Annotated in this window: 18 protein-coding genes and 4 tRNA genes; 3 read left to right on the top strand and 19 right to left on the bottom strand. The window is 40.1% G+C overall.

What is annotated here, in order from left to right; all coding sequences use genetic code 11:
- Positions 1-59: 59 nt before the first annotated feature.
- The 5 genes from mscL to L877_RS13240 all read right to left on the bottom strand — a co-directional run bounded on the left by mscL (position 60) and on the right by L877_RS13240 (position 10,368).
- Positions 60-491 (bottom strand): large conductance mechanosensitive channel protein MscL, encoded by a 432-nt coding sequence (gene mscL, locus L877_RS0101040; RefSeq protein WP_034784738.1) that lies wholly within the window; start codon positions 489-491, stop codon positions 60-62.
- A gap of 188 nt (positions 492-679) precedes the next feature.
- Complete coding sequence (locus tag L877_RS0101035) at positions 680-3,013, bottom strand: endo-1,4-beta-xylanase (protein ID WP_026834507.1); 2,334 nt, start codon at positions 3,011-3,013, stop codon at positions 680-682.
- A gap of 245 nt (positions 3,014-3,258) precedes the next feature.
- Positions 3,259-5,559 (bottom strand): endo-1,4-beta-xylanase, encoded by a 2,301-nt coding sequence (locus L877_RS0101030; protein WP_026834506.1) that lies wholly within the window; start codon positions 5,557-5,559, stop codon positions 3,259-3,261.
- A gap of 207 nt (positions 5,560-5,766) precedes the next feature.
- Positions 5,767-7,479 carry a hypothetical protein gene (locus L877_RS14235; RefSeq protein WP_051437594.1) on the bottom strand — a complete coding sequence of 571 codons (1,713 nt, stop codon included), beginning with the start codon at positions 7,477-7,479 and terminating at the stop codon, positions 5,767-5,769.
- Between the two features lie 207 nt (positions 7,480-7,686).
- Complete coding sequence (locus L877_RS13240) at positions 7,687-10,368, bottom strand: Ig-like domain-containing protein (protein WP_026834505.1); 2,682 nt, start codon at positions 10,366-10,368, stop codon at positions 7,687-7,689.
- A 334-nt stretch (positions 10,369-10,702) separates the two neighbouring features.
- Here L877_RS13240 and L877_RS0101015 point away from each other — a divergent pair, with 334 nt between their 5' ends.
- Together L877_RS0101015 and L877_RS0101010 are read left to right on the top strand one after the other, a co-directional pair.
- Entirely contained in the window at positions 10,703-11,161 is a 459-nt protein-coding gene (locus L877_RS0101015) for a Mini-ribonuclease 3 (protein ID WP_242837096.1), read from the top strand.
- 116 nt (positions 11,162-11,277) lie between these two features.
- Positions 11,278-11,362, top strand: a tRNA-Leu gene (locus L877_RS0101010).
- A gap of 437 nt (positions 11,363-11,799) precedes the next feature.
- Here L877_RS0101010 and rplT read toward each other — a convergent pair.
- The 4 genes from rplT to L877_RS11635 form a co-directional block, all read right to left on the bottom strand.
- On the bottom strand, positions 11,800-12,156 hold the full coding sequence (gene rplT, locus L877_RS0101000) for a 50S ribosomal protein L20 (RefSeq protein WP_026834502.1): 357 nt from the start codon (positions 12,154-12,156) through the stop codon (positions 11,800-11,802).
- A gap of 26 nt (positions 12,157-12,182) precedes the next feature.
- The gene (gene rpmI / locus L877_RS0100995) at positions 12,183-12,386 is read right to left on the bottom strand and encodes a 50S ribosomal protein L35 (RefSeq protein WP_026834501.1); all 204 of its coding nucleotides are present in this window, start codon (positions 12,384-12,386) and stop codon (positions 12,183-12,185) included.
- 35 nt (positions 12,387-12,421) lie between these two features.
- Positions 12,422-12,916, bottom strand: a complete 495-nt coding sequence (gene infC / locus L877_RS0100990; protein ID WP_026834500.1) for a translation initiation factor IF-3 — start codon at positions 12,914-12,916, stop codon at positions 12,422-12,424.
- A gap of 693 nt (positions 12,917-13,609) precedes the next feature.
- On the bottom strand, positions 13,610-15,760 hold the full coding sequence (locus tag L877_RS11635; RefSeq protein ID WP_169729777.1) for an HAD-IC family P-type ATPase: 2,151 nt from the start codon (positions 15,758-15,760) through the stop codon (positions 13,610-13,612).
- A 73-nt stretch (positions 15,761-15,833) separates the two neighbouring features.
- Between L877_RS11635 and L877_RS0100980 the strand changes: the two genes are divergently transcribed.
- A tRNA-Thr gene (locus L877_RS0100980) sits at positions 15,834-15,906 on the top strand.
- Positions 15,907-15,945: 39 nt separating this feature from the next.
- Here the strand turns inward: L877_RS0100980 and rlmB are convergent.
- The 10 genes from rlmB to L877_RS0100930 form a co-directional block, all read right to left on the bottom strand.
- The gene (rlmB, locus tag L877_RS0100975) at positions 15,946-16,722 is read right to left on the bottom strand and encodes a 23S rRNA (guanosine(2251)-2'-O)-methyltransferase RlmB (protein ID WP_026834499.1); all 777 of its coding nucleotides are present in this window, start codon (positions 16,720-16,722) and stop codon (positions 15,946-15,948) included.
- A 42-nt stretch (positions 16,723-16,764) separates the two neighbouring features.
- Complete coding sequence (ispF, locus tag L877_RS0100970; RefSeq protein ID WP_026834498.1) at positions 16,765-17,241, bottom strand: 2-C-methyl-D-erythritol 2,4-cyclodiphosphate synthase; 477 nt, start codon at positions 17,239-17,241, stop codon at positions 16,765-16,767.
- Positions 17,242-17,366: 125 nt separating this feature from the next.
- Positions 17,367-17,440 (bottom strand) — tRNA-Met (locus tag L877_RS0100965).
- A 28-nt stretch (positions 17,441-17,468) separates the two neighbouring features.
- Positions 17,469-17,541 (bottom strand) — tRNA-Val (locus L877_RS0100960).
- 162 nt (positions 17,542-17,703) lie between these two features.
- The gene (locus tag L877_RS13235; protein WP_026834497.1) at positions 17,704-21,165 is read right to left on the bottom strand and encodes an Ig-like domain-containing protein; all 3,462 of its coding nucleotides are present in this window, start codon (positions 21,163-21,165) and stop codon (positions 17,704-17,706) included.
- A gap of 86 nt (positions 21,166-21,251) precedes the next feature.
- Positions 21,252-22,007 (bottom strand): tRNA pseudouridine(38-40) synthase TruA, encoded by a 756-nt coding sequence (gene truA / locus L877_RS0100950; protein WP_026834496.1) that lies wholly within the window; start codon positions 22,005-22,007, stop codon positions 21,252-21,254.
- Positions 22,004-22,711 (bottom strand): energy-coupling factor transporter transmembrane component T family protein, encoded by a 708-nt coding sequence (locus tag L877_RS0100945; protein ID WP_026834495.1) that lies wholly within the window; start codon positions 22,709-22,711, stop codon positions 22,004-22,006. The genes truA and L877_RS0100945 overlap by 4 nt, the downstream gene beginning before the upstream one ends.
- A 25-nt stretch (positions 22,712-22,736) precedes the next feature.
- Entirely contained in the window at positions 22,737-23,414 is a 678-nt protein-coding gene (locus L877_RS11625; protein WP_051437592.1) for an energy-coupling factor ABC transporter ATP-binding protein, read from the bottom strand.
- Positions 23,377-24,036 carry an ATP-binding cassette domain-containing protein gene (locus tag L877_RS0100935; RefSeq protein WP_026834494.1) on the bottom strand — a complete coding sequence of 220 codons (660 nt, stop codon included), beginning with the start codon at positions 24,034-24,036 and terminating at the stop codon, positions 23,377-23,379. Before L877_RS0100935 ends, L877_RS11625 begins: the two co-directional genes overlap by 38 nt.
- An 88-nt stretch (positions 24,037-24,124) precedes the next feature.
- Positions 24,125-24,661, bottom strand: a complete 537-nt coding sequence (locus L877_RS0100930) for a bL17 family ribosomal protein (RefSeq protein ID WP_026834493.1) — start codon at positions 24,659-24,661, stop codon at positions 24,125-24,127.
- Positions 24,662-24,682: the final 21 nt, after the last annotated feature.

Genomic DNA, 24,682 nt, shown 5'->3' with positions numbered 1-24,682 from the left:
ACATAGACATAACCCAATCAAATGACTGGGTTATGATTATTTGCTTGTATATAAGCTCCTTAGGCCTCTTCGTCCTCCAATGGAACTTCTGATGTACAGTGTGGGCAACGTGTCGCTTTGATATTGATATCTGTCTTACAGAATGGACACTTCTTAGTTGTCGCGATAGCTTCCTCTTCCTTCTTTCCAATAGACATAAGCTTGTTAAGTCCCTTAACCATAAGGAAAAGAATAAATGCAACGATAAGAAAGTTAACTACTGATGAGAGAAAATCTCCCCACAGCAATGCATTGCCAGCTGGACCAAATGGAAGTGGAATTCTTCCACCAAACTCTGCTCCACCAATCATGTTAAGTAATGGATTGATAAAATCTTCAGTAAATGCTGTCACGATAGCAGTAAATGCGCCACCAATGATAACACCGATTGCAAGATCCATTACATTGCCCTTAAGAGCAAACTCTTTAAACTCTTTGATAAAATTCTTCATATCTACCTCCAAGTATCTATTATGAAATATATTATTACCATTTTTTTCTATCTAAACTATTTTACCATATAGAAGAAGTGAATGCAAGAAAAATTTTCGCTCAAAATTCTCACTTCTGATTATAAGGAAGGCCCGTCTAGAAAGACGGACCCCCCGGAACATTTTACACTTTTATATGTGAGAACTAATTACTTAGAAGCATCCTCTGCGGCCTTAATAACCTTATGGAATGCCTCCTTCACATCTGATACATCTGTACCAAAGAGAAGTGGAAGACTCTCAGCTCTCCAGCTTGTCACATCTGTAAGTCCCCAGATGACAATTGCTCTGATGTTGGCACCATTTTTCTTAGCTTTGATAAGCTCTGTCATGATGTCATAGTAGCTGTCAGCAACCTTCTTGTTGATTTCAGCTTTTTCTTCATCAGTTGTTGTCTCTGTAACTGTACCTTGATTTGTGATATCAAGCTCTGTAATCTGAATCTCATAATCCTGCTCTTTGAACTTATTAAGTGTTGTTGCAAGATTTGCTGCAGTTCCATGTGCATTTGCGAAGTGACACTGCATACCTACACCGGCACATACCTTTCCATATGGATTGATATCATCCTTCTTATTTATATTGGTAATAAGTGAGATGATTTGCTCAGCTGTACCTGGTGCATATGTATCATAATCATTATAGATGAGTGATACCTTATCTTCTTTGTTATGCTTCTTCAAAATGTCATATGCGAATACAAACGCCTTCTTTACATATGGAGATTCTGGATCAAAGTTTTCTCCAAATGCATACTTCCACCAGTTATCTGAACCGATCTGCTTAGAAATATTTGTACAATGTGTAAACTCGTTAACCACATCAACTGCATATACAACATCTGAATATTGACTGCTCATGACATGATCCATGATTGTCTTGATATAAAGCTCTTCACGACTCATAAGAGCATCCTTATCTGTTACAACATCTGAAGGATCATCTTTCTCCTTGTCGGATGACACCTGTGTATCTACAAACTGCTTTGTGAAGAATGCTTTCGGCATCTGCTGGTGCCAGATAAGAGTATGATAACGCATTGAAATTCCTTCATCATGGCACTTCTTCAAAATCTTATCAGTTGTTTTAAAGTCAATCTCAGGAATGAGAATATTTCCTTCTGCATCCTTGTTACAATCATAGTTTGCATAATCCTCTGGGATATAGTATCCAAGTGCTTTTGCATACTCAACTACATCTTTGTACTTATCAGCTTCCTCTGCAGGAATCTTGAGAACCTCTCTAGTGAGCATAGCATCCGGCTTCATCTGGTTACCAAGTGTTATACTGTTATAATGGTGGTTGATGAATCCCATGTTATTACTATTGAGAAGTGTATCATATGATACAGCTGTACCGAACTTCTCGAATCCAAGTTTTCCATATGTCTCCTTGAGGCTTGGAAGAGTTGGGTCAAATGGATTAGGAACCGCAATTCTCTCAAGCTTTAAGTTGTCAATAGCAAATGGAATTGTACCATATCCATTGGTCTCAAAGTAGAACTCATATGAGTACATAGCATCCGGAACAGAAAATTCTACTGTATAAGTTGTCCACTTTGTTCTATATACTGGATAATCTGTATCTGCAGGATAGTTGCGATATGTAGCATCTGTGTCCTCTTCTACCTGATATCCACCTGAAACACGAAGATTCAATACATCATCATCTTCGAAGTCATCTGTTGATACATCATTAGGAACCTTAGCTGAAAATGTTACTCTATAAGTTCCACCTTCAGTAATTGTATCTGAAAGGTCGATAGAAATACCATTCCATCCCTTTGCTCTATCTCTAAGTACTACTGACTTACTTCCCGGTTCAACACCTTCGTCGAGTATCTCGAGTCTGGTATTTAATCCAGCTTCTTTGTTATCATCAGGATTACATCTAGCAGTCCATCCGTTAACTTTTCCATCTGCATCTACGGGACCATCAAAACTCTCCTCGAGCTTTGTGAATCTCTTGTCTGGTACAGGTGTTGCTGTTGGAACTGGTGTGGCAGTCTCCTTTCCTGCTTTTGGTGTCTCACTTGCTGAAGGCGCTCCAGATGCAGCCGGTGATGCACTTGAATCCGCAGGCTTGCTAGTCTCTGTTGATTGAGAACCACCCTTTTTGGCAGCATTAGCTGAGACCTTTACCTTAAGCTTTAAGGTAGTAGTTTTCTTACCAACCTTTACCTTTGCTGTTACCTTGGCGCTTCCCTTGGAAACAGCCTTTACAACAAAAGCTGTCTTACCTTTTTTCTTTGCTGTCACTACCTTCTTTTTAGAAGATTTAACAGTCAACTTTTTAACTTTTTTGGCTTTTACATTCTTAACTTTAATAGTTTTTGATTTGCCAACTTTGAGTGTAACACTCTTCTTACTAAGTTTGATCTTCTTAGCAGCATCAGCATCTGATACGTTCAATGTTCCCACCATAGTTACAGCGAGAGCAAACGCCATAGATTTGGCCAATGTCTTCTTGATTGTCTTATGCATATATAACCCTCCAAATAGATTTCTTTAGACTTTATATTTTCAAATACTACAAAGCCTAAGCTTCATGTCAAATTTGCATAAAAATCTGACATTTTCTCTAGTTTCACTATACAATTTTACCATAAAAAAACAATAATTGCAATAGCATGGTATGAAAAAACCCGCGACCATCCCTTAAATTTGGAATAATCACGGGTTATAATATTTTAGTTATATTGCATTTTGTTCAGAACTATGCAATTTGATTACTTGTTATCCTCAGCGGCCTGAATAACCTTGAAGAATGCATCCTTAACATCAGAGATATCTGTACCGAACAGAAGTGGACGCTGTCCATCAAGCCAACTTGTCGCATCTGTAAGTCCCCAGATAACGATTGTTGAAATATTCGCACCATTTTTCTTAGCTTTGATATATGTCTCCATTGCTTTGTAATATGCCTCTGCGATAGCAGCATCCTTCTCAGCAATATCCTGCTTTGTATGATCTACAATATCAAGCTCTGTAATCTGAATCTCATATCCCTGATCAGCAAACTTCTTAATTGTACTAGAGATATCATTTGTAGTTACCTGAGTACTCATATGACTCTGCATACCAACACCGGAACATACCTTTCCATATGGGTTGATATCATCTTTTGTATTAATTGAATTAATAAGATCGATGATCTGCTCTGCTGTATTTCCAGCATATGTGCTGTAGTCATTGTAGATAAGTGATACCTTATCTTCTCTACCAGCTTTCTTGAGCTCATCATATACATATACGAATGCTTTCTTTACATACTCAGATTTTGGATCGAAGTCTGGTCCGAATGCGTATTTCCACCAGTTATGTGAGTTCAATACATTATCTCCACCTTCGTTTCTGCAGTGTGTAAACTCGTTAACTACGTCCATAGCATAGATTACATCTGAGTTTGGATTGTTCATAAGGTGCTGCATAACTGTTCTGATATACAATTCCTCACGACTCATAAGAGCATCCTTATCAGTTACAACATCATCAACCTTAACCTTGTCATTATTGTCAACATAGCCAATTGTGAAGAATGACTTAGGCATCTGCTGGTGCCAGATAAATGTATGATAACGAAGTCCAAGATTGTTATCCTTACAAATCTTAAGGATCTTATCTACAGTCTTGAAATCAATCTCAGGAACGAGAAGATTTCCATCCTTATCCTTGTTGCACTCGTAGTTTGCATAATCATCTGGAATATAGTATCCAATTGACTTAGCATAGTCAACTACGCTTGAGAAGTTTGCCTTCTCCTCTTCTGGAATCTCCAATGTAGCTCTTGTCAACAAAGCATCAGGCTTCATCTGATTTCCAAGAGTAATACTGTTGAAGTGCTTCTTTACAAACTCAAGATTGTTCTTGTTCAACAATGTATCATAACTTACTGCTGTACCAAGTCTATTAAATCCAACCTCTTTATATGCATCCTTGAGATTTGGCAAAGATGGATCAAATGACTTAGGAACTGCTGTTCTCTTGATTGATACGTTATCGATTGCAAAATCAATCTTTCCATATCCATTTGTCTCAAAGTAGAAAGTATAAGAAGCAAATGCCTCTGGTACAGTAAAGTCTACTGTATACTTTGTCCACTTATTCTTGTATACTTTATAATCTGTATCTGCTGGATAGTTGCAGTATGTCTCGTCGCTATCTTCCTCAAACTTATATCCACCAGAAACACGAAGATTCATCACATCTTCTTCTTCAAAATCATCTTCTGGAACTGAATTAGGAACCTTAGCCCAGAATGTTACCTGATATGAACCACCTTCAACAACATCGTTGGTGAAATCTATACCAATACTATTCCATCCCTTAACTCTGTCTCTCATTACAATTGCTTTTCCAGTTCCATCAGCACCTGGCTCTGACTCAAGAGTTTCAACTCTTGTATTAAGGCCTTCTGCCTCACTGTCTTCTGTACTGAATCTTGCAACCCAATCACCAGGGCCATTGTCGAAGCTCTCTTCGTAATTCTCAAATTTAGCCTTTGGTGTAGGTGTAGGCTCTGCAGTAGGTGCTTCACTTGCCTTTGCAGTTGCATCTGGACTTGCTACAGGTGCACCACTTGCTGCTGGAGCGCCACTCGCTGCAGGCGCATCACTTGCTTTTGGTGCTGCACTTGTTGTTGCATCATCTGATTTTGATGAAGCTGAATCATTAGCTGTTACCTTAACTTTAACTTTCAAAGTAGTAGTTTTCTTGCCAACCTTTACCTTTGCAGTAATCTTGGCTGATCCCTTCTTTACAGCTTTAATTACAAATGCATTCTTGCCTTTTTTCTTAACTGTGGCAACTTTCTTCTTACTTGACTTTACAGTCAACTTCTTAATCTTCTTTGCCTTTACATTTTTGATTTTAACTTTTTTAGTTTTTCCAACCTTTAGTGTCACTTTGCTCTTTGAGAGCTTAATTTTCTTAGCAGCATCTGCTTCTGATGTGCCAAGAGCACTAGACAGTGATACAGCCAAAGTTGCTGCAACCACGCTAGCAATAGCTTTTTTCATATTCTTATTCATATGAACCCTCCTAGATTATTCGCCTAACGGCTTACTCTTTAGTGTTATCTTAACTCTGCCCTTCCGTTTAAAGCCCACTGCGCACTAGCTGTATCGCATTCCATAGGCTCAAACAATTTAATATATTTGTTATATTCCCTAGTTTTGAAAAAAAGGTGCATATGCATGCATATGCACCTTGAATTACTTTATATACTTTGCTTGAAATTATTTTACATCAGCATCAGCATCGCCAAAATAAATTTCAACCTTTGTAATCTTAGCAACAATGTCACTTTCTGGAGATGCATTGTTCTGGAATACAAGATTTGTTGTTCCTGTAGTAGCTTTTCCAAGATTGCATGCACTCTTTACAGTAAGCTCAGCACCTGCTGTCAAAGCAGCCTCATCGAGACCGAACTTATTAGCAAAGTTACCATACTGGTCTGCACCTTCAACTTCCTTATTTACCAAGTTTGCGAAAAGTGCACTAGAGTTTGATGTACCATAAATCTTAACTGATGTTACAATTTTCCCTTCTGGAACCTTAGCAAGCAAGTCAGAAATGTTAAATGCAACATATCCGCTGTACTGGCCTGTACCTGCAGCGATTGTAACATCATAGTTTACATCAGATGAAACAACATTTGCTGCTGGAGCCTCTGTAGGAGCTGCTGTCTCTGAAGACTCAGTCTCTGTAGTAGTTGTCTCTACATCTCCTGTTTCAATAACAACTGGCTCGCTTGATGGAGCTGCTGTAGGAGCTGCTGTCTCTTCAGCCTCATCCTCAAGAGTATTGCTGAATGAGAATCCATATACTGTAGCCTCAGCTGCCTTATATGGCTCTTCTCCTGTATAATCACCAACATAGTCTGTTGCCTTAATAAGGAATCCTACTGCAGTTGCTTTCTTAACAGCTGAGAAAGTCTCATCATTAACTGGGTAGATATATGTTGTTGATCCATCAGCGTTCTGTCTAGACTCAACCATTGTTCCCCATGTATCATGCTTATCCCAGTAATTTCCTGGATCTTCTCCACCTGAGAAAGTAATCATAGATACTTCCATAGGTTTTCCTTCAGAGTTGACTGAAGTCTCGCTGAGCTTAAGTGTAAGCTTGATGTACTGATATCCCTCAAGGCTTACCTTCTTCTTATCTGGTGAAAGGTAGAATACACATCCGTTGTTAAATACAGAACCTGTAACTGCTCCTGTTTCATCAGCTGGCTTATCTGTCTTAAAGTTAACAGTTCCATCCTCATTGAATGTAACCTGTCCATACTCACCTGTTGTCTCCTTGCCAAATGTAACAACATTATCCTGTACCATTGCAACCTTTGGTGCTGCTGTTACAACTGGAGCCTTAGAAGCTACAGGAGTTGGCTCAACGCTTGCTGCTGCTGAAGGAGTTGCACTTGCTGCTGCTGAAGGAGCTGCACTTGCTGCTGCACTTGCTGCTGCTGAAGCTACAGGAGCCTTTGAAGCTGCTGCTGCTGAAGCTGCTGGAGCCTTTGAAGCTGCTGCTGCTGAAGCTGCTGGAGCCTTAGTTGCTGCTGGCTTTGTAGCCTTCTTAGCTGAAACCTTAACAGTCAACTTAAGATTTGTAGCCTTCTTAACACCTTTAAGTGTTACTTTAAGAGTAGCCTTAGCTGTACCCTTCTTAAGTCCCTTAACGTTTACTTTAACAGACTTTTTCTTCCAAGAAACCTTTGCAATCTTCTTTGCCTTCTTGGACATCTTTACTTTAACACTCTTAATCTTGTTCTTCTTAACATTCTTGAGTGTTACTTTTGTTGTTGCTTTTGCAGCAACTTTTACAGTTTTTTTGCTAAGCTTTACTTTCTTAGCTGCATCAGCGTCAGCTGGTACTGTAGCAACAAGAGATGCTGCCATAGCAACTGCCATTGCTTTTGCAATTGTCTTTTGGTAGTTCTTCTTCAAAACTATTCCCTCCATTATAAAATATTTTATTAAATAATCTAGTAATAACTCCATCAATTAATCTAATAGATCAATTATATTTATGGACTACGGAATGCCTGACTATAAAAGCCAGAACATTCCGCGAAATTACTAATATTATTTTCTTAATTCAGCTCCAAACAAGTTTGGAGTTTTGGAATATTAAAATATTCCCACGAAGAATGCTTACTGAACACTTGAACCAGAAACTGCTGATCCACTTGCTGCATCATTACCCTTCTTAGCTACAAACTTGATGCTATAGATGTAGTAATGAACCTTTGTCCAATCATCCTCATCCTTCTCTTCATCGTAAATACCTGTAGGAATCTTGTTTGTTCCGAGTCTCAAGTACTTAATCTTAGTGATATCCTTACCTGCTTTTACAATATCTGCAACCTTGAATACACCAGTTTCTGTACTGATATCTCCAAGTGCTGTTCCCTTAGGAATGTACTTAACACCCTTGTCGTCTTCCTTGATGTCTGTACAACCAGCAGCTTCCCACTTAGCTACCTCAGCCTGATCATATACATCATGATCTGGTCTTAATGCATGTGATCCAAGGTAGAATGGATATGTCTGTGCAGATGCTCCGAATACGTCTGCATCCCACCAATCAACACCTTCTGCCATCTTAGCAGCAAGCTCTTCTGGGAACAACTCCAATGTCATCTGTGCTGGAGCATATGCCTTCACCTCAACAGCATCATACAAGTTAAGGTTAATTGACTGTGGAAGCTCGATGAATGTTGACTGATTGTTCTTTGTAAACTTGTACTCTACACAATCATTTCCCTCAGCATCCTTAGCAGCTTCAATCACAACACCCTCAGTATCAACCTTATCATTTGCTCTCATACCAAGTGGATCGAGAATCAAATCAGAATCTGCTGGAGCAACATACTTAACAACAATCTTCTTGCTTGAAACAAGCTTGTTGTTAGCCTTTGATGTAGCTGTTACAGTGATTTCTTTATCAGCATTACCCTCGCCGAATACGAAATCCTCTGCGATCTTAAGCTCACCTGAAGCATCGATTGTTACTTTATCCTTGTTTGCTGCATCAGTTGTTACTGACCATGCAATCTCTTTCTGGCTTGTGTTAGCAGGTGTATATGCAACTTTAAGTGTATTTGCAGTACCTGGGTTAACCTCAGCCAAATCACCATCAATCTTGATAGCCTTAACAGGGATATCCTCCTCGATAAGACGAACGTTATCAATGTAAAGTGTTACATTAACACCTGTTGCCTTATAACTTGGAAGTCCATCATAAGTTGATCCGATAACAACATCGAACTTCTTATCATTAACAAGAGTATCATCATACTCTTTGATAACACCCTGATCGATAGACAATGATCTTGTAGCAAATCCAACATTAACAGCTTTGCCTCCGATAGTCTGTCCATCCTTGAGTTTGAATCCTGATGTACAAGAGTCCTTACCGAACTGCTTATTAACATCATCATCACTCCAGTTGCTCTCATAAGCAAATGGGAAGTAATATGTTGATTCCTTAGACTCTGTACCGTTCCACAACTTGATACCGTATTCATCTTTTGTACCTGTAGCCATGCTGTTCTCAATACCAAATCTAAGTCTCTTCTCTTCGTTAGCAGCACCCTTTGCTACCTTCTTACCATCTTTGTCAACGTGAGCTGAACCTGACTTGTTGTCGTTAGCGGCAAAATAGTCTGTTGATTTAATATTACCTGCCTTATCAAAGTAGCAGTAAATTCTCTTATATCTTGTATATGAACCACCTGTTCCAACTACTCTGGCGTCAAGACGAACACCTGAGTATGAACCAAGCGTCTTAGATGCAGTAGAAGCACCCTCCTGGTCTTTCAGCTTAGAAAGATCAACATCGAATACAGGAGCATAGTCAAATGCCTGCTCTTCTCCATCATACTTAATCTGGAGAACTTTATTCTTTGCATTCTCTGGGTCAGTTACTACAGTCATATGTCCTGACTTAGAATATCCGCCTGCTGTATATCTTCCCCATGCCTGTCCTACTTTATATGATTCAAAGTCTTCAACTACAGTAGCTTTACCTGTAAGTGGTGCAGCTGTAGGTGCTGGAGTCTTGTCAGTAACGAACTTAGTGATATTTACCTTAAATGTAGCTTTCTTACCACTTCCGTCCTTAGCTGATACAGTTACCTTGTATGACTTTCCGCCGTACTTCTTGTCGATTGTAAGCTTAGCATATGAACCAAACGAAATTACTCTAAGCGCAGACTTGTTAGCTTTCCACTTAAGTGACTTATATGTAGCCTTTGATGGTGTAATGTTTGTCTTTACAGTCAAAGTTCTACCAGCCATGAATGTGAAAGCTCCCTTAGTCTTCTTAGTAGTAGCTGAGAAGCTAGGGTATGTCTTTGTCTTCTGTCCTGTTTTAGGATTTGTAGTAATAACTGGGTTGGCACTTGACCAATTAACCTTTGCGGATGACTTAATGCCAATCTTTGTAATAGGTTTACCAGCTTTTACTGTGATAGTAGCCTTCTTCTTCTTGTTTGACTTTGAAGTAACAGTAATCTTTGCAGAGCCGCTAGCCTTAACAGCCTTAACGACACCCTTCTTAGATACTTTAATTACCTTTTTGTTACTTGATTTGTAAGTTACCTTTTTGTTTGCACTCTTAGGACTTACTGAAACATTAAGCTTCTTGCTCTGTCCCTTCTTAAGTACAAGTACTCCAACACCTTTCTTTGCACCGATAGTTACTTTCTTAACTTTCTTTGATGCAGCGTCAGAGTTTGATGATACAGCCAAAGTTGAAACAGCCATAGCAAACACTAACATGAATGCAAGAACCTTTTTCAAACTCTGAAATGTCTGTTTGTTCTGTCTCATCAGTAATACCTCCTATTTTGATATAAATTTTGCTATGGAGGAAAAAACGCTCATTCCCCCTATAGCGATACACGAAACAATTATAGCACTTTTCAACAAATTATGCAAGGAACATTTCACAGATTTTACGCACATTATACATAAAACCAACTCTCTCTCCAAGTCTTGATTTCCCGCATGTTTTCGAGTGCCAAGATATAAACCAGCCAAGCACGTCACGTTTTCTAGAACTTGACTTATATCTAGTTTTTTTTTAAAATATAATGTATAGTTATGACAATGTTGTGTCAAAATTGATTTTTTTGACATTTTTTTATGAGGAGATGCAATTATTTTGAAAAATAACAACAACAAAATCGATTATTCAGAAAATGATATACTAAATCTACTTCACCAAAGCTACGGCCCGATGGACTGTGATATTGCCCAATTATCAGCTCTAACCTTGGCTTACATAGGCGATGCTGTGTTTGAAATCATCATAAGGTCCCTAATCGTAGAAAAATACAGAGGAAATGTCAAGAAAATGCACAAAAAATCCAGCAGTTTAGTCAATGCCGGAAGTCAATCTCTTCTTATAAAAGAAATTCTTCCATATCTAAGCGAAGAAGAACGGGCGGTATACCAGCGAGGTAGAAATGCCAAATCTCACTCTGTAGCCAAAAATGCCTCTGTCGCAGACTACAGACGAGCAACCGGCTTCGAAGCATTGATGGGATATCTCTACTTAAGCGGAAACGTATCCCGATGCGTGGAACTTATCTCGGAAGTATTAGATAGTGAAAAGCTCTAATTCAGGGCTTTTTCCGTACTGATCAATCTTTTCTGAAATTTTTTTAATTTTTTTCAAAAAACATTTGACAAATGTCGATTTATTTGTTATGATAGATAGGCAGTGTTAAATTGCATGCGGAAGTGTCGGAACTGGCAGACGAGCAAGACTAAGGATCTTGTGTTCATTGCGAACGTGTGGGTTCAAGTCCCATCTTCCGCAGGAAGATAAAAAAGAGATATGGTTCTAAAGAGCCATATCTCTTTTTTTGGCTTCCTTCGGAAGCCCCGAATCCACAGCTTCAAGGTCTCGGCAGCTTCGCTTTCAGCGAACTGCCTCGGTCGGTGAGCGGGGAAAAAGGTCCACTGGACCTTTTTCTTGTTCCCTCTCACCCCATCTTCCGCGAGGGGAGAGAAACGAGCCTTGAAGCCTAATCATACAGATTTACAATTTTGAATCGTCACCATCGGCATAGCCAGTGGTTTATTTTTATTGCTCTACAATAATTGTCTTACAAGCAAAGCTTGTAAGACCAGCAATATGCGTTTATTGTCTTACGAACGACGTGAGTAAGACTAGCAATATGCGTTTCCCCCCAAAAAAAGAACCCCCAAGACCAACTCTCGGGAGTTCTCATCAAATTCAATATTTACATAAAATTAAGCAAGCTTGCTCTTTGCAAGGTCAACAAGTGTAGCGAATCCATCTGGATCACTAATTGCCATCTCTGAAAGCATCTTACGGTTAACATCAACCTCAGCTAACTTAAGACCATACATGAACTTGCTGTATGAAAGTCCATTGATTCTTGCTGCAGCGTTGATACGAGCGATCCAAAGACGTCTAAACTGTCTCTTTCTCTGCTTTCTACCTGTATAACTTGTCTCGAGTGCACGCATAACAGACTGCTTAGCAATACGATACTGCTTTGAACGTGCTCCACGATAACCTTTAGCCAACTTCAATACTCTTTTATGCTTTTTCTTAGCGTTCAAACCGCCTTTAATTCTAGCCATTCTAAATTACCTCCTTCAAAGAACCATTAAATATATGGCATGATTTTCTTCATTGTTTTAACGTTAGTAGCATCAACTTCAGTTTGCTTTCTAAGATTTCTCTTTCTCTTAGTAGTCTTCTTTGTAAGGATGTGACTCTTGTTCGCCTTGTTACGAACTAATTTGCCACTTCCGGTAACTTTGAAACGCTTAGCAGCGGCTCTCTTTGTCTTCATTTTCTGATTTGCCATTGTTCATTCCTCCATATTTAGTATTCAAATTCTAATTACTTCGCAGGCATTATAAACATAACCATGCTTCTGCCTTCCATCTTAGGGTCTTTGTCGATAACAGCAATGTCCTCGAGTTTCTCGAAGAAATTGTCAAGAACTTCTCGTCCTACGTTCTTGTGAGCCATCTCACGACCACGAAAACGGAGCGACACCTTTACCTTGTCACCTTTAGTAAGGAACTTGCGGGCCTGGTTTGCCTTTGTATTAAGATCATTCACATCGATATTTGGAGACAAACGAATCTCCTTAACATCAATTGTTCTCTGTTTCTTTCTTGCCTCTTTTTCTTTACGAGCCTGCTCGTAACGATACTTACCATAATTGATGATCTTACATACCGGTGGCTTTGCATTAGGAGCAATCTTTACAAGATCAAGTCCTGCATCTTTAGCCTTAAAGTATGCTTCTTTCGCTGACATAATTCCCAACTGTTCACCGTTTGAGTCAATCACGCGTACTTCCTTATCGCGGATCTGCTCATTAATCATTAAATCGCTAATAACTCTATACCTCCAAATCCTTTTCTAGCCACGGAACACATCTCCGACGACCGCAGTCTTGCGCTCCGTTCTCTGCGAATTCCCCAAGAATCGCACAAAAAAATAGCTGTCTATAAGCCAGCTATCCACATAAATTATACATTCATACCAATATGATATTATTATAATATGACCATACTCGCAATGGCTAAGCCACGCGGCAAGGTGAGAGTGGATAACTCTGCTTTCATTACCTCGATTATCTTATCATAGAAAAATCTATCTGTCAAGAGATTTTAAGAAAAATATTCTTGTTGTTCTTGTTCGCGCTACTCAGGAGCAATTTACGGCTAGATTAACTGATTATAAAAAAATTGCCGTACGCCCCAGACAAATTCAAAATCGTGTCACGCTTATCCAAAAGATTTTACGGCTAGATTTCAAAAATCACACAATTTTGCCGTAATTCAAAACTTATATTAAGATTCTTTCATAGACTTTTGAATTGAAATACGGCTAAAACTCAAAAATCTTCAATTCTAGCCGTATTCTTGGCAAGAAAGAATGAACGAAACAGTCAAAAAAAGCACATGGTACGGCTAATTCTGTCAAATCCAAGAATCTAGCCGTAAAAACTCCCCAAAAGCCAAAACATCACTAACACAAAAGTCCTCCAAAAAACCAAAACATCCCCCAAGTCCCTCAAAGCCCAAGTCCAAAGAACTTCGGCATCAACATTACAGCCAGCACAAATGCACCCACGAGAACTGCGCACATGGTGGCGCGAAGTTTGGTCATCGGCAGGCATACTCTTATAAGAACTCCGAAGCCTACAGCTGCTCCTGCGAAGAAATTTACAAGCGTGGCTACAGCTTCACCGTAACCTAACATTCCACGCAACAATGTATTGGCAACAAGAATAATTGTTAGGATTACTGCGGCCGGAACGCTTATAGATAAGACGTGCCTTCTAAAGCCCTTTGATATTGCCTCTTCGTGTCTCTCAAAGGCCAGGAGAAAACTTGGAACTCCTATGGTTAATCCCCCGATTAAACTGAGCTGAATCGGTATAAATGGATATCTTTCTCGCATTATGATGAATATAATGCACAAGAGGAGGGAGTATACTGTCTTGGTGAGATATAGAGCACTTACTCTCTCTATATTCGATATTATGGTTCTTCCCTCGGCAACGACATCCTTGAGGGATGCAAAATTCGAATCCATCAAGACGATGTGAGCAGTCTGCTTTGCCGCATCACTTCCGGCTGCCATGGCGATTCCGCAATCTGCATCCTTTAGGGCCAGCACATCGTTTACTCCGTCGCCAATCATGGCAGTCACCTTGTCATCTGCCTCGAAAGCCTTTATCAGGAGGCGTTTCTTCTCCGGAGAAACTCTCCCGAAGACGGTGTATTTTAAAGCTTCTTCGTTAATTGATTCATCGTCAGGCAGTTCCCTGGCATCCACGTAAGCGTCGGCATTCTTGAGGCCTGCCTTGCCGGCTATCATCGAGACAGTTCTTGGATTATCGCCGGAGATTACCTTTAAATCCACGCCATTTTTCTCAAAAAAGCGAAATGTGTCGGGAGCATCGGCTTTAATTACATCAGACATAACTACGTATCCAAGCGCAACCACCGCATCAGAAGAGTGTCTCACAAGGAGAATCACTCTCATCCCCTGATTCTCAAACTCCCCAATATCCGCCAAAACCACTTTGTCATCGGTGAGATACTCCGGCGCTCCAAGCAAATAACTTATGCGCTCTCCGTTTTCAAGTACCTCAACACCCATATATTTTCTCTCCGAGCTGAATGGAATTCCCTCTGCAATTTCCATGGTGCCTGCGGCGGTAAACCGTGCAGCTAACGCTCTTCCGGTAGCATTGCTCTCTTCAAATGCACCAATTATACTTGATATTATATTATCAAACTCAGCCTGTGAGATATCAGTCAAAAGCCTAGTTTCCTCCACATTGAGCTCTCCGCTGGTGATGGTTCCTGTTTTGTCAAGACAAAGGACTTCAACTCGTGCCAAAGCCTCGATAGCCTCCATTTCCTGGACCAAGGCCTTTTTCTTAGCCAATCGCCCCACACCCAATATAAATGAGATACTTGTCAACAGCACCAAACCCTCGGGGATCATTCCAAGCACACCCGCAACCGTATTTACCAGCGAATCAGAAATCGTATTGCTTGTCTGATAGCGCTGAATATAGTACAAAATAAGACCGATAGGTGCTATAGCGATTCCCACAACCTTTATAATTCTCTTAATCGTATTTTGCATCTCCGACGTCGCTCTGCGCTTCGTTCTAGCTTTCTTTACAATAGTCGAGGCATAGTTATCCTCACCCACATGAATCACCCTGGCATATACAGTTCCGGCAACTGCGCTGCTCCCGGAGTAAAGCTTGTCACCTTTTTCCTTTTTAATTGCATTTGACTCACCTGTCAGCAAGGATTCATTGGCCTCAAATCCTCTTGACACCTCAACCTCACAGTCCACAGGAATCTGATCTCCCGTGCTCAATTTGATAAAATCACCAACTTGCAAGTCCTCAATCATCACATCTTCTACAGAAACACTTTCTACATCTGTAGGTAAAATATTCCCACGACCAATATCTAACCTCTTGGCTTTCAAGGCTGTCACAACTGATAGAGCATCTATGAGTTTCTTGACTTTTAATTCTTGATATATGCCTATAGCAGAATTAGATACAACAATTCCCATAAAAAGCATGTTTTTATACTGCCCTGATATGATAATCAGCGCAGCTAAGGCAAGGTTTAGGAAGTTAAAGTAGGTGAAAATATGCGCTATAAAAATCTGTTTTTTGCTTCTCAAATTCTCCAATTTGTAATCCTTTCAAAAAAGTACTTGATTTTCTTGCAACATTAATGTATTATATTAAAAGTAAGCTGGCGTGGCACAGTCGGTAGCGCACATCATTGGTAGTGATGAGGTCACGGGTTCGATTCCCGTCGCTAGCTTAAGAGAAGCATGGTTTTTCCATGCTTCTTTTTTTGGTCTTACAAACTACTTTTCCGTGCCAGTCTCTGTCTCACAACCTCAAACGCCATGACTCCGGCTGCCACAGAGGCGTTCAATGAATCTATATCGCCGAACATTGGGATTCTCGACACAAAATCGCAGTGTTCCTTAACTAAGCGGGACACTCCCTTGCCCTCTTTTCCTATCACGATTCCGAGAGAACCTGTGAGATTTTGGTCATAGATTATCTCACCATCCATATCCGCGCAGGCAAACCACAGGCCTCGTTCTTTGAGTTCTTCCATCGTATTGCTTATATTGGTCACTTTTGCCACAGGGGTGTAGTGTATCGCTCCGGCGGATGCCTTCACAACCGTAGCCGTTATCCCCACAGCTCTCCTCTTCTGGATGATCACACCATGAGCCCCGGCCAGGTTAGCCGTTCTGATAATCGCGCCGAGATTATGGGGATCTTCGATACCGTCAAGGATAAATATAAAAGGGGATTCACCTTTCTTTTCCGCCAAATCAAACATATCATCCACTGTGCTATAAGCAAATGCCGAAACTTTGGCGATTACGCCCTGATGCTTTCCGGTGTCACTCATCATATCAAGTCTTTCCTTTGGCACAAAGTCAATCAGCGTGCCCACTTTCTTGGCCTCTCTGATGATTGTGGAAATAGGGCCGTCATTTAGCCCCTTTTGGACAAATATTCTGTCCACAGGTTTTTCCGCATCAAAGGCCTCTCTTACTGCATGTCTTCCCTCGAGCTGAAACTCATTATTATTATCTAATTCTCTATTCCTATCCATCTCTAATTCCCTTCGAATCTTAATTCTATTTACTTGAGACTACTATTGAATTGGCACCAACATACATACTGCCTGAGATGCTATTCCCTCTTTTCTTCCCGTGAAACCAAGTCCCTCTTCCGTGGTGGCTTTGACAGAAAGTTGATCTATCGAAATACCCATAGTTTCTGCTAATTTTTCTCTTATATTATCCATATAAGGCAACATTTTAGGCGCCTGGGCAATGATAATTGCATCTATATTTCCCACCTTATATCCCTTGCTATTTATCAGTTTCATTACATGTTCCAACAGTTTGATACTCGAGATATCTTTGTACTCGGGATCTGTATCGGGAAAGTGTTTTCCGATGTCTCCCAGCGCCAACGCTCCAAGAAGAGCATCCATGATCGCATGTGTCAACACGTCTGCATCAGAATGTCCCAAAAGGCCGCGTTCATAAGGAATATCTATTCCACCTATAATAAGTTTGCGGTTTTCTGCGAATTTGTGTACATCATAGCCCAAACCAACTCTCATATGCTATTCCTCCTACTCATGCTTTCCTTATTCCAAAAAATGTCTTACAAGCAAAGCTTGTAAGACCAGCAGTATGCGTTTCCAAAAAAAGGTGCACAGCCTCGCTATGCACCATATTACCAAAGTAGCGGGAACTGGATTCGAACCAGCGACACCACGGGTATGAACCGTGTGCTCTTGCCAACTGAGCTATCCCGCCATATACAATTAACCTCTTTCGAGAAATATGGGACCTACAGGGCTCGAACCTGTGACCCCCTGCTTGTAAGGCAGGTGCTCTCCCAGCTGAGCTAAGATCCCATGTCTTTCGCGTCACTTCGCAACGACAAGATTAATTATACAATATCGATTTGCCTTTGTCAAGAAATTTTTCGTCCAATTTTCAAAAAAATTCCGCGGAACATTTTTTACGTATAATGTATAAGAGAACACCCCTCAGGAGTGTTCTCTTTTATACTGGTTTCAAGTTAAATAGTCATAAACTACGTCTGTGTCCTCATCAATTTCAAAGACAGCAGTCTCTCCACTAGACACATACTCTTCGGAGTAAAAGGCAAAGCTGTACTTGCCGGCAGGAAGATATACTGTTCCACTAGGACCTACATCACAATAGTCATACATGATCTTTTCTTTGTATCCATCATGCTTGTATACAACAATACCTTCGCGAATGCTCTTGGTACCATTGATTGTTAGGTCTAGCTTTACTTCATACAACGTAGGCGCCTTAATATCCTGCATTGTGTCATTATCCTCCACAACCAGTGTATCCACTACCAGATCGTTAATGCGAATCTCATACTCGCCCTTTGGCATATCAACTGAATATGCATAATTGTCTTTCTCGGTTGTTATAAACCATTTGCCCGTCCCCGTTTCTTTGCGACGAAACTCAATATATACTGTATCATCTTTGCAATTCGTAACCTTGCCGCTGACATTATATACTTTGTTTGCAACATCAACTCTCGTATTGAGCTTATCAATAGTCACATCGGCAACACGGTCATTGTCGAAGTATATGGTCACATCGCCCTTTTCTGCTATCCAGAAACTATAACTTCCATTGCAATAGAGATCCTTGGACCTAATCTTCTTAGTCCCCTCTTCCGGAGATAGTTTCTTGAACACTTTTACACTATAAGCATCACCGCGCTTGATTTCTCCATTAGTAGTAACAGTACCATATATTCTATACATTTCAAAGTCAAGGTCGATATTCATATCCTTATCTACTGTGATAACCTTTGCCGCCTTTGAGCAAACGTTTGGATATACCTTGTACTCGCCTTTCTTGAGAAGAATATCATAGTATCCGTCCTCATCTGTAACCACACTCTGTCTATCGGCATACTTGTCCTTGCTATTCACAAATGTAAGCTTTCTTGAGGTCTGAACCTCTCCCAGCGCAGAAACTTTTCCTCTGACGTGATAGAAGTCTGCTTTCAAAACAACGTCCACATTGACATCACTATCAGTTACTTCCACTGAGCTCTTTTCGGAAGAATCCTCCCTTGCATATGGAGCATAGACGTCATATTCTCCCGGAAGAACCATGATGGAAGCCACTCCGTGCTTGTCTGTTCTCGCATATTCTACATTTCCCGGCTCGTCGTCCTCTCCACTATGAATAATGTCAGGATTTTGACAATCAAAATGCACAGATTCTCCTGAAACACTCATACCATTCGCCGATTTCAATGTAGCTGTAATCTTGTAAAGCGGAACATTTAAATCCTTACTAACCGGATCTTTTGTTGCACTGATATGTCCCAAAGTTACAGATTTATCACAATATTCATATATGAGGTCAGCGTCAGCATCACTTTTGATGAAGCAGGAATATTTTCCCTGCCATATATATGCTCTACTGCTACTTTCAACACCTTCTTGTACAAACTTGATTGAGCCATCCTCTATTATATCGCCGTTTGCTGAATATGCATTTCCGGATACCTGTGTATATCCAAAATCCACACTAATGTCCTGAGATTTGACAACTTGTTTTTCCACATAGTCCTCTTCGAAGTTAACTGCAACTCTTCCCTCAGGCAGGTAACATGTTGTCTTTCCATCCTTATCAAGATTCAGATACAAAGACTGGTCGTCCTCTGAATTTCCAACATACAGCGTTATATAATTATCTGACAACGGCTTGCCATTCAAAGTAATCGCAATATTTGTTTTGACAAAATTAGTTCTCAAATCAATTACAACATCTGAATCAGTTATAGTAAACATCCTGTCATTTACGTGCAATTTATCTGCTATATAGTATTCACCCTGACTCAACTCACGTGAATATTTTCCATTTGAATCAGTCTCTACATACTCGAAATGGCTAAAATAATACTCGCCGTCTTCGTATATTCTCTTATAAATGTTCAATTCCTCATTGGCACATGGATTTCCATCCTCATCGGTCATTACCCCACTTAACGTGTGAGACTCTGTATTATTTGCTTCCGGAGTATCCATATAGCTGTGAACTGCACACAGGTAAAATGTTCTCTTAACCGTCTTGCCATTATCAATTATTTCCACATCAAATGAATAGCATCCCTCATCGGAAATATCCTCATACTTAGGAACATCACTCCACTTGAAGTTCTTTAATTCCACATTATGATAGACCTTGTTTTTGTAAAGAACACTGACATTATACTCTGAGTCAAGTGCTTTAAACTTATCCTTGAGACTCTCTCCTTTTCTGAGTTTGACGAGAATCTTGTGCTTATCCTTATTGGAAAAATCAACTATATCCAGCGGTTTCAAAGATGAATCAACGATTCTATTGATCATAATAGCGCTGTTGTACTCAGCAAAAACAACCCTGATCATTGTATCATCACCCTTGATTTTTCCATTCATTATGCAAGAATAATAACCCTCATCTTTGTTATTCTTGTACATTGAATCGCCAATCCACTGACAATGGACTATTTTTGCATTCTCAAACTTTTCCCCACCGCATGTGGCTTTGAACGTCACCTTTTTAATATCCGGAATCAATTCCTTGATTGACTTATTGTCTCCCAGATTAAAGTAAAATGTATTAAACTTATCTATGGCTTTTTCTAATTCAATCTTTTTACCATCGTAACTAAAATCAGAAAACTCCAAATTTTCAATGCTATATACACCATAATCCCCCGATGATACCATCATGAAGAATGTGCGATAATAGGTCACTCCATCCTTGTATACGTAGAGATTGAAGGAGTAATAATCTTCGATATTACCATCACTAAACCAAGGCTCATTGGAATGTGAAATCTTGTCAATAACCACATTTTTGACAGTTTTATCGCCAAGTTTCACATCAAATGCGCACTTTTTCAAATCCTTGACTACATTTTTAATTCTTTTTTCTTTGCCATCTATGACACATACTTTTGAGTCTATATATTGATATATATGCTTGTCTTCTCCAAAAGAAATACCACTTATATCAAATACTCCATCCTTGTCATTCCAGAGCTTAGCATTATTAACATCAACAGGCACCGGTGTCTCTGATGGCATAGGTTTGCTTGTCATAATAGCCGGCGTAGGTGTTGCAGCTTTTGGCGCTACAGTGGCACTCGCCTTCTTCTTGGTCTTTTTCTTATTGACAACTGTGATCTTGCACTTTAATACTTGCTTTTTCTTGCCCCTCTTAACTGTTGCCTTGATAATAGCCTTTCCCTTTTTAAGAGCCTTAACCACGCCCTTCTTGGATACGGTTGCAACCTTCTTCTTAGTAGACTTCCAAGTTACTTTTCCTTTTTTGTTCTTAACCTTGAGCTTAAGCGTTTTACCGACTTTGAGCTTGGCCTTAACCTTGGACAGCTTCATCTTTTTTGCTGCCTGCGCTCCATCCGGTGTGGCAACCAGGCTGACAGCCATAGCCAACGCCAATACTGCAGATAGTACTTTCTTCATTTTCTTCCTCCTCAATCAAACTTCCTGACTATGTCAGAGTTAAATGTTCACTCTCAATTATACTACATTTTTCCAGCTTTCGCAAATTATTCATACTTTATCTCCATGAGGGTCAAACCTTTTGCAGGTGCCGTTCTCCCGGCTTTAGTTCTCTCCCCTGTTTTCAGTGCTTCTCTCAGATCACCAATACTTCTTCGCCCACATCCTATCTCAACTAACGTTCCCGCCATAATCCGCACCATATTATAGAGAAATCCATCTCCTGTCACACGAATTCTGATAAGTTTTGCATCTCTCGCATAATCCACCTTTTCAGAGAGGATCTCCACACTTCTAACATTTCTCACTTTGCTCTTTACCTGGCTTCCCGCAGAACAAAATGCAGAAAAATCATGTTCTCCCACAAACTCGGTGGCAGCTTTTCTCATAAGCTCGGTATCCATATCATATCTCACATACTGGCTATGCCCAGTAATTGTAGGCAAATCATATGGCGCATTAAAAATCCTATACTCATAGGTCTTTACTCCCTTTACAAATCTGGGATTAAAATCATCTGTCACAAGACTCGACTCAACAATCCTTATATCGTCAGGGAGATAACTGTTGAGTGCCCCTGCAAATTTCTCAGCGGGAATCCTCGACTCAATGTCAAATATGGCAACATTTCCATAGGCATGCACTCCCGCATCTGTCCTACTGGCCCCTATAACCTCCACAAGCTGGCCCGTGACACTTTTTATAGCCTCCACAATTTTCCCTTGAATTGTCTCGCCGTTATTTTGAATCTGCCATCCATGATAATTAGTGCCATCATAGGCAATAACTAGCTTTACTCTCATCTCATCCTCCTGCCACTCTCATTTTCTCCAATCTTATATATCATCTCTTCCCTCATAGCGCCCATCCGACCATAAGCCCCGGCAAGTGAATCTCTCACTCGCATAAGCTCTAGCTTAACTCTCACATCTATTCTCTCTTCTCGGGAAAATATTCCGCGGATTTCCCTGGAGCGGACTATTTTTCTCGACTCCCTTGTGGCAGCTTGAGGAAAGCCAAGCCAAACCGCGACAAAAATCGATACCACTTTCACATTAATGCCAAAAATCCTCAAAAAGCCGAGAACAAATTCAAAACCCTCCACAAGTTCCGCATTAGTAGTTGTAAAAGTAACGAGAGAGATGCCCCATATAAATACAACTGATTTTATCAGAATTCTCACTCCCATATTTATGCCCTCAATTGTCAATCTAAAATTCAACCACTCAAATACAACTTGTCCCCCGCGAAACAAAGCATTTATAAGCGCTATCATTACAATAATAATTATCAATCCTCTTGTCCCCGAAAGGGCTTTGTGTACCGGAATCTTTGCCATGTTATATCCCACAAACACTACCGCCAAACACACCGATAAATATATATAATTCTTGGCAAAAATACACGATATTATCATAATCAAAATCACCAATATCTTGATCCTCGGATTCAATTGGTGAATAATAGATTTGATATTATGGTAATTTCCAAGCTCTAATTTACTCATATTTTTTCTCCATCAATCCTTTATATCAAAAAAACTCTTTTATTCTTCCTGATTCGAGCACTATCCCATGACCACCCATCTTTTCGGCATCCTCCTTGGATGTTGTTGCGAGTATTACAGTAGAGTTATTCTCAGCCACCATTTCCTCTATAATGCCCCAAATTTCAGATCTGCTCTCTTCATCCAGCCCTAGAGAAAAGTCGTCTATTATCAACAGTTCAGGCCTCTTAGCTAGGACTCCTGCCAGCAATACGCGTTTTTTCTGAGAATAGGAGAGGACACCAGGCGATATATCGAGCAAATCTTCACCTATCCCCATTTTCTCCAAGGCCTTAAAGACTCTTAGGTCGCATTCTAGCTTTCTATCAAGGCTTCCCATCCCATTTCTGACGTCCTCTTCCACCGTTCTCCCTGTAAACTGACTCTCAAAGTCCTGAGTTATAATACCGGCGCACATGCGGTATTCCCTCATAGAAAAATCTTTTTCGCTAATATCCTTACCTCTCCAGTATACCTTCCCATCTGTAGGCAGAATCAATCCACTAATTATATTTAATAGGGTCGTCTTTCCAGAGCCATTGCCGCCAAGAATCACAAACTTCTCGCCCTTTTCCACATTCATATTTATATCATATAACGCAAGATTACTCATTGTCCCGTGGCTATCATAGGTATACTCCACTCCACTCAGGATTATTGACATTTATTATCTCCTCTTCCATAGAATTATTGGTTAACCAAATTGCAGTCAAACCTTCTTTCTCACACAGCCCAGCTATATAATCTATTATCTTTATCTTCTTGTCGCTGTCAATGCCAGCTGCAGCTTGATCAAATACGGCAATACGTGGCTTAGACGCCAGCACAGAAGCTATTCCAAGACAAGACTTCTCTCCATATGACAGCTTATCAATTGTACTATTTTTCTTCTCATACAAGCCCGTTATCCTGAGCAATTCTTTGCCCCATGAATACGCGGCTTCTTCGCGTATAAGTGTTTGAGTAAAATATTCCGCCGGATTACTCTCTGTCATTCCCACTATCTTCTTAATTTCTTCTCTCTCTGAGGCATCGAATATATCATATCCGCATACCGTCATATCTCCTTCACCGGGAATAAGCTTACCACATATCAATCTACCTAATGTCGTAAGACCTACTCCATTAGCGCCTTTTATCGCGATAAAACTCCCCTCAAAAATCTTTATATTAAACCCCTCCAGGACTTTCTGTTCACCTAATATCTCCTGGCCATCAGCGCTTCTTCTGATATATTCAAAGGATATATTTTTCATATCAATAATACAATTTTTTTGTTTATTCAAAGCTGTTTTTCTCCTTATACATTGCCATAGAACAAAATAATCCACAGCTTATCTAAACTGTGGATTATCATATATTATACAGAACTAATTATACTAATTCAATTACAACTTCCATAGCTGCATCGCCCTTACGTGGTCCGATCTTGATGATACGTGTGTAACCACCCTTGCGATCTGCATACTTTGGAGCAATCTCATCAAAGAGCTTGCTTGCAACATCAACAGTCTTTGTTCCCTTTTTCTTTCCAGCTGTAGTAGTTGGAACTTCTGTGATACCATAAAGCATCTTATTCATCTGACGTCTAGCGTGAATTCTTGAAGGGTTCTCCTTCTTGATAGACTTCTCTACTTCGTCAAATACAGTAACTTTCTTACCGTCTTTAACTTCCTTAACACGCTTTCCATCTTTATCTTTCTGTGGAACCTTGACAGTCTTAGTAATTGTCTCAAAATTATCTTTCTCGCGAACTGCCATAGCTATCATATGCTCAGCGATCTTGCGGATCTCCTTAGCCTTAGCTTCTGTAGTAACGATCTTTCCATGATAAAGAAGATTTGTTACCTGGTTGCGAAGCAATGCTTTACGCTGGCTAGCTGTTCTTCCGAGCTTTCTATAACCTGCCATCTTACAATCCTCCTAAATTAT

The organism is Eubacterium xylanophilum ATCC 35991 (assembly GCF_000518685.1).
GTDB lineage: Bacteria > Bacillota > Clostridia > Lachnospirales > Lachnospiraceae > Eubacterium_F > Eubacterium_F xylanophilum.
This window is presented reverse-complemented; position numbering and strand designations above follow the sequence as displayed.

Bases quoted from the DNA above. Each gene is read 5' to 3' on its own strand.
- mscL (WP_034784738.1), bottom strand. From the start codon at position 491: ATGAAGAATTTTATCAAAGAGTTTAAAGAGTTTGCTCTTAAGGGCAAT.
- L877_RS0101035 (WP_026834507.1), bottom strand. From the start codon at position 3,013: ATGCATAAGACAATCAAGAAGACATTGGCCAAATCTATGGCGTTTGCT.
- L877_RS0101030 (WP_026834506.1), bottom strand. From the start codon at position 5,559: ATGAATAAGAATATGAAAAAAGCTATTGCTAGCGTGGTTGCAGCAACT.
- L877_RS13240 (WP_026834505.1), bottom strand. From the start codon at position 10,368: ATGAGACAGAACAAACAGACATTTCAGAGTTTGAAAAAGGTTCTTGCA.
- rplT (WP_026834502.1), bottom strand. From the start codon at position 12,156: ATGGCTAGAATTAAAGGCGGTTTGAACGCTAAGAAAAAGCATAAAAGA.
- rpmI (WP_026834501.1), bottom strand. From the start codon at position 12,386: ATGGCAAATCAGAAAATGAAGACAAAGAGAGCCGCTGCTAAGCGTTTC.
- infC (WP_026834500.1), bottom strand. From the start codon at position 12,916: ATGATTAATGAGCAGATCCGCGATAAGGAAGTACGCGTGATTGACTCA.
- rlmB (WP_026834499.1), bottom strand. From the start codon at position 16,722: ATGGATAGGAATAGAGAATTAGATAATAATAATGAGTTTCAGCTCGAG.
- ispF (WP_026834498.1), bottom strand. From the start codon at position 17,241: ATGAGAGTTGGTTTGGGCTATGATGTACACAAATTCGCAGAAAACCGC.
- L877_RS13235 (WP_026834497.1), bottom strand. From the start codon at position 21,165: ATGAAGAAAGTACTATCTGCAGTATTGGCGTTGGCTATGGCTGTCAGC.
- truA (WP_026834496.1), bottom strand. From the start codon at position 22,007: ATGAGAGTAAAGCTAGTTATTGCCTATGATGGCACTAATTATCATGGA.
- L877_RS0100945 (WP_026834495.1), bottom strand. From the start codon at position 22,711: ATGAGTAAATTAGAGCTTGGAAATTACCATAATATCAAATCTATTATT.
- L877_RS11625 (WP_051437592.1), bottom strand. From the start codon at position 23,414: ATGTCAATAATCCTGAGTGGAGTGGAGTATACCTATGATAGCCACGGG.
- L877_RS0100930 (WP_026834493.1), bottom strand. From the start codon at position 24,661: ATGGCAGGTTATAGAAAGCTCGGAAGAACAGCTAGCCAGCGTAAAGCA.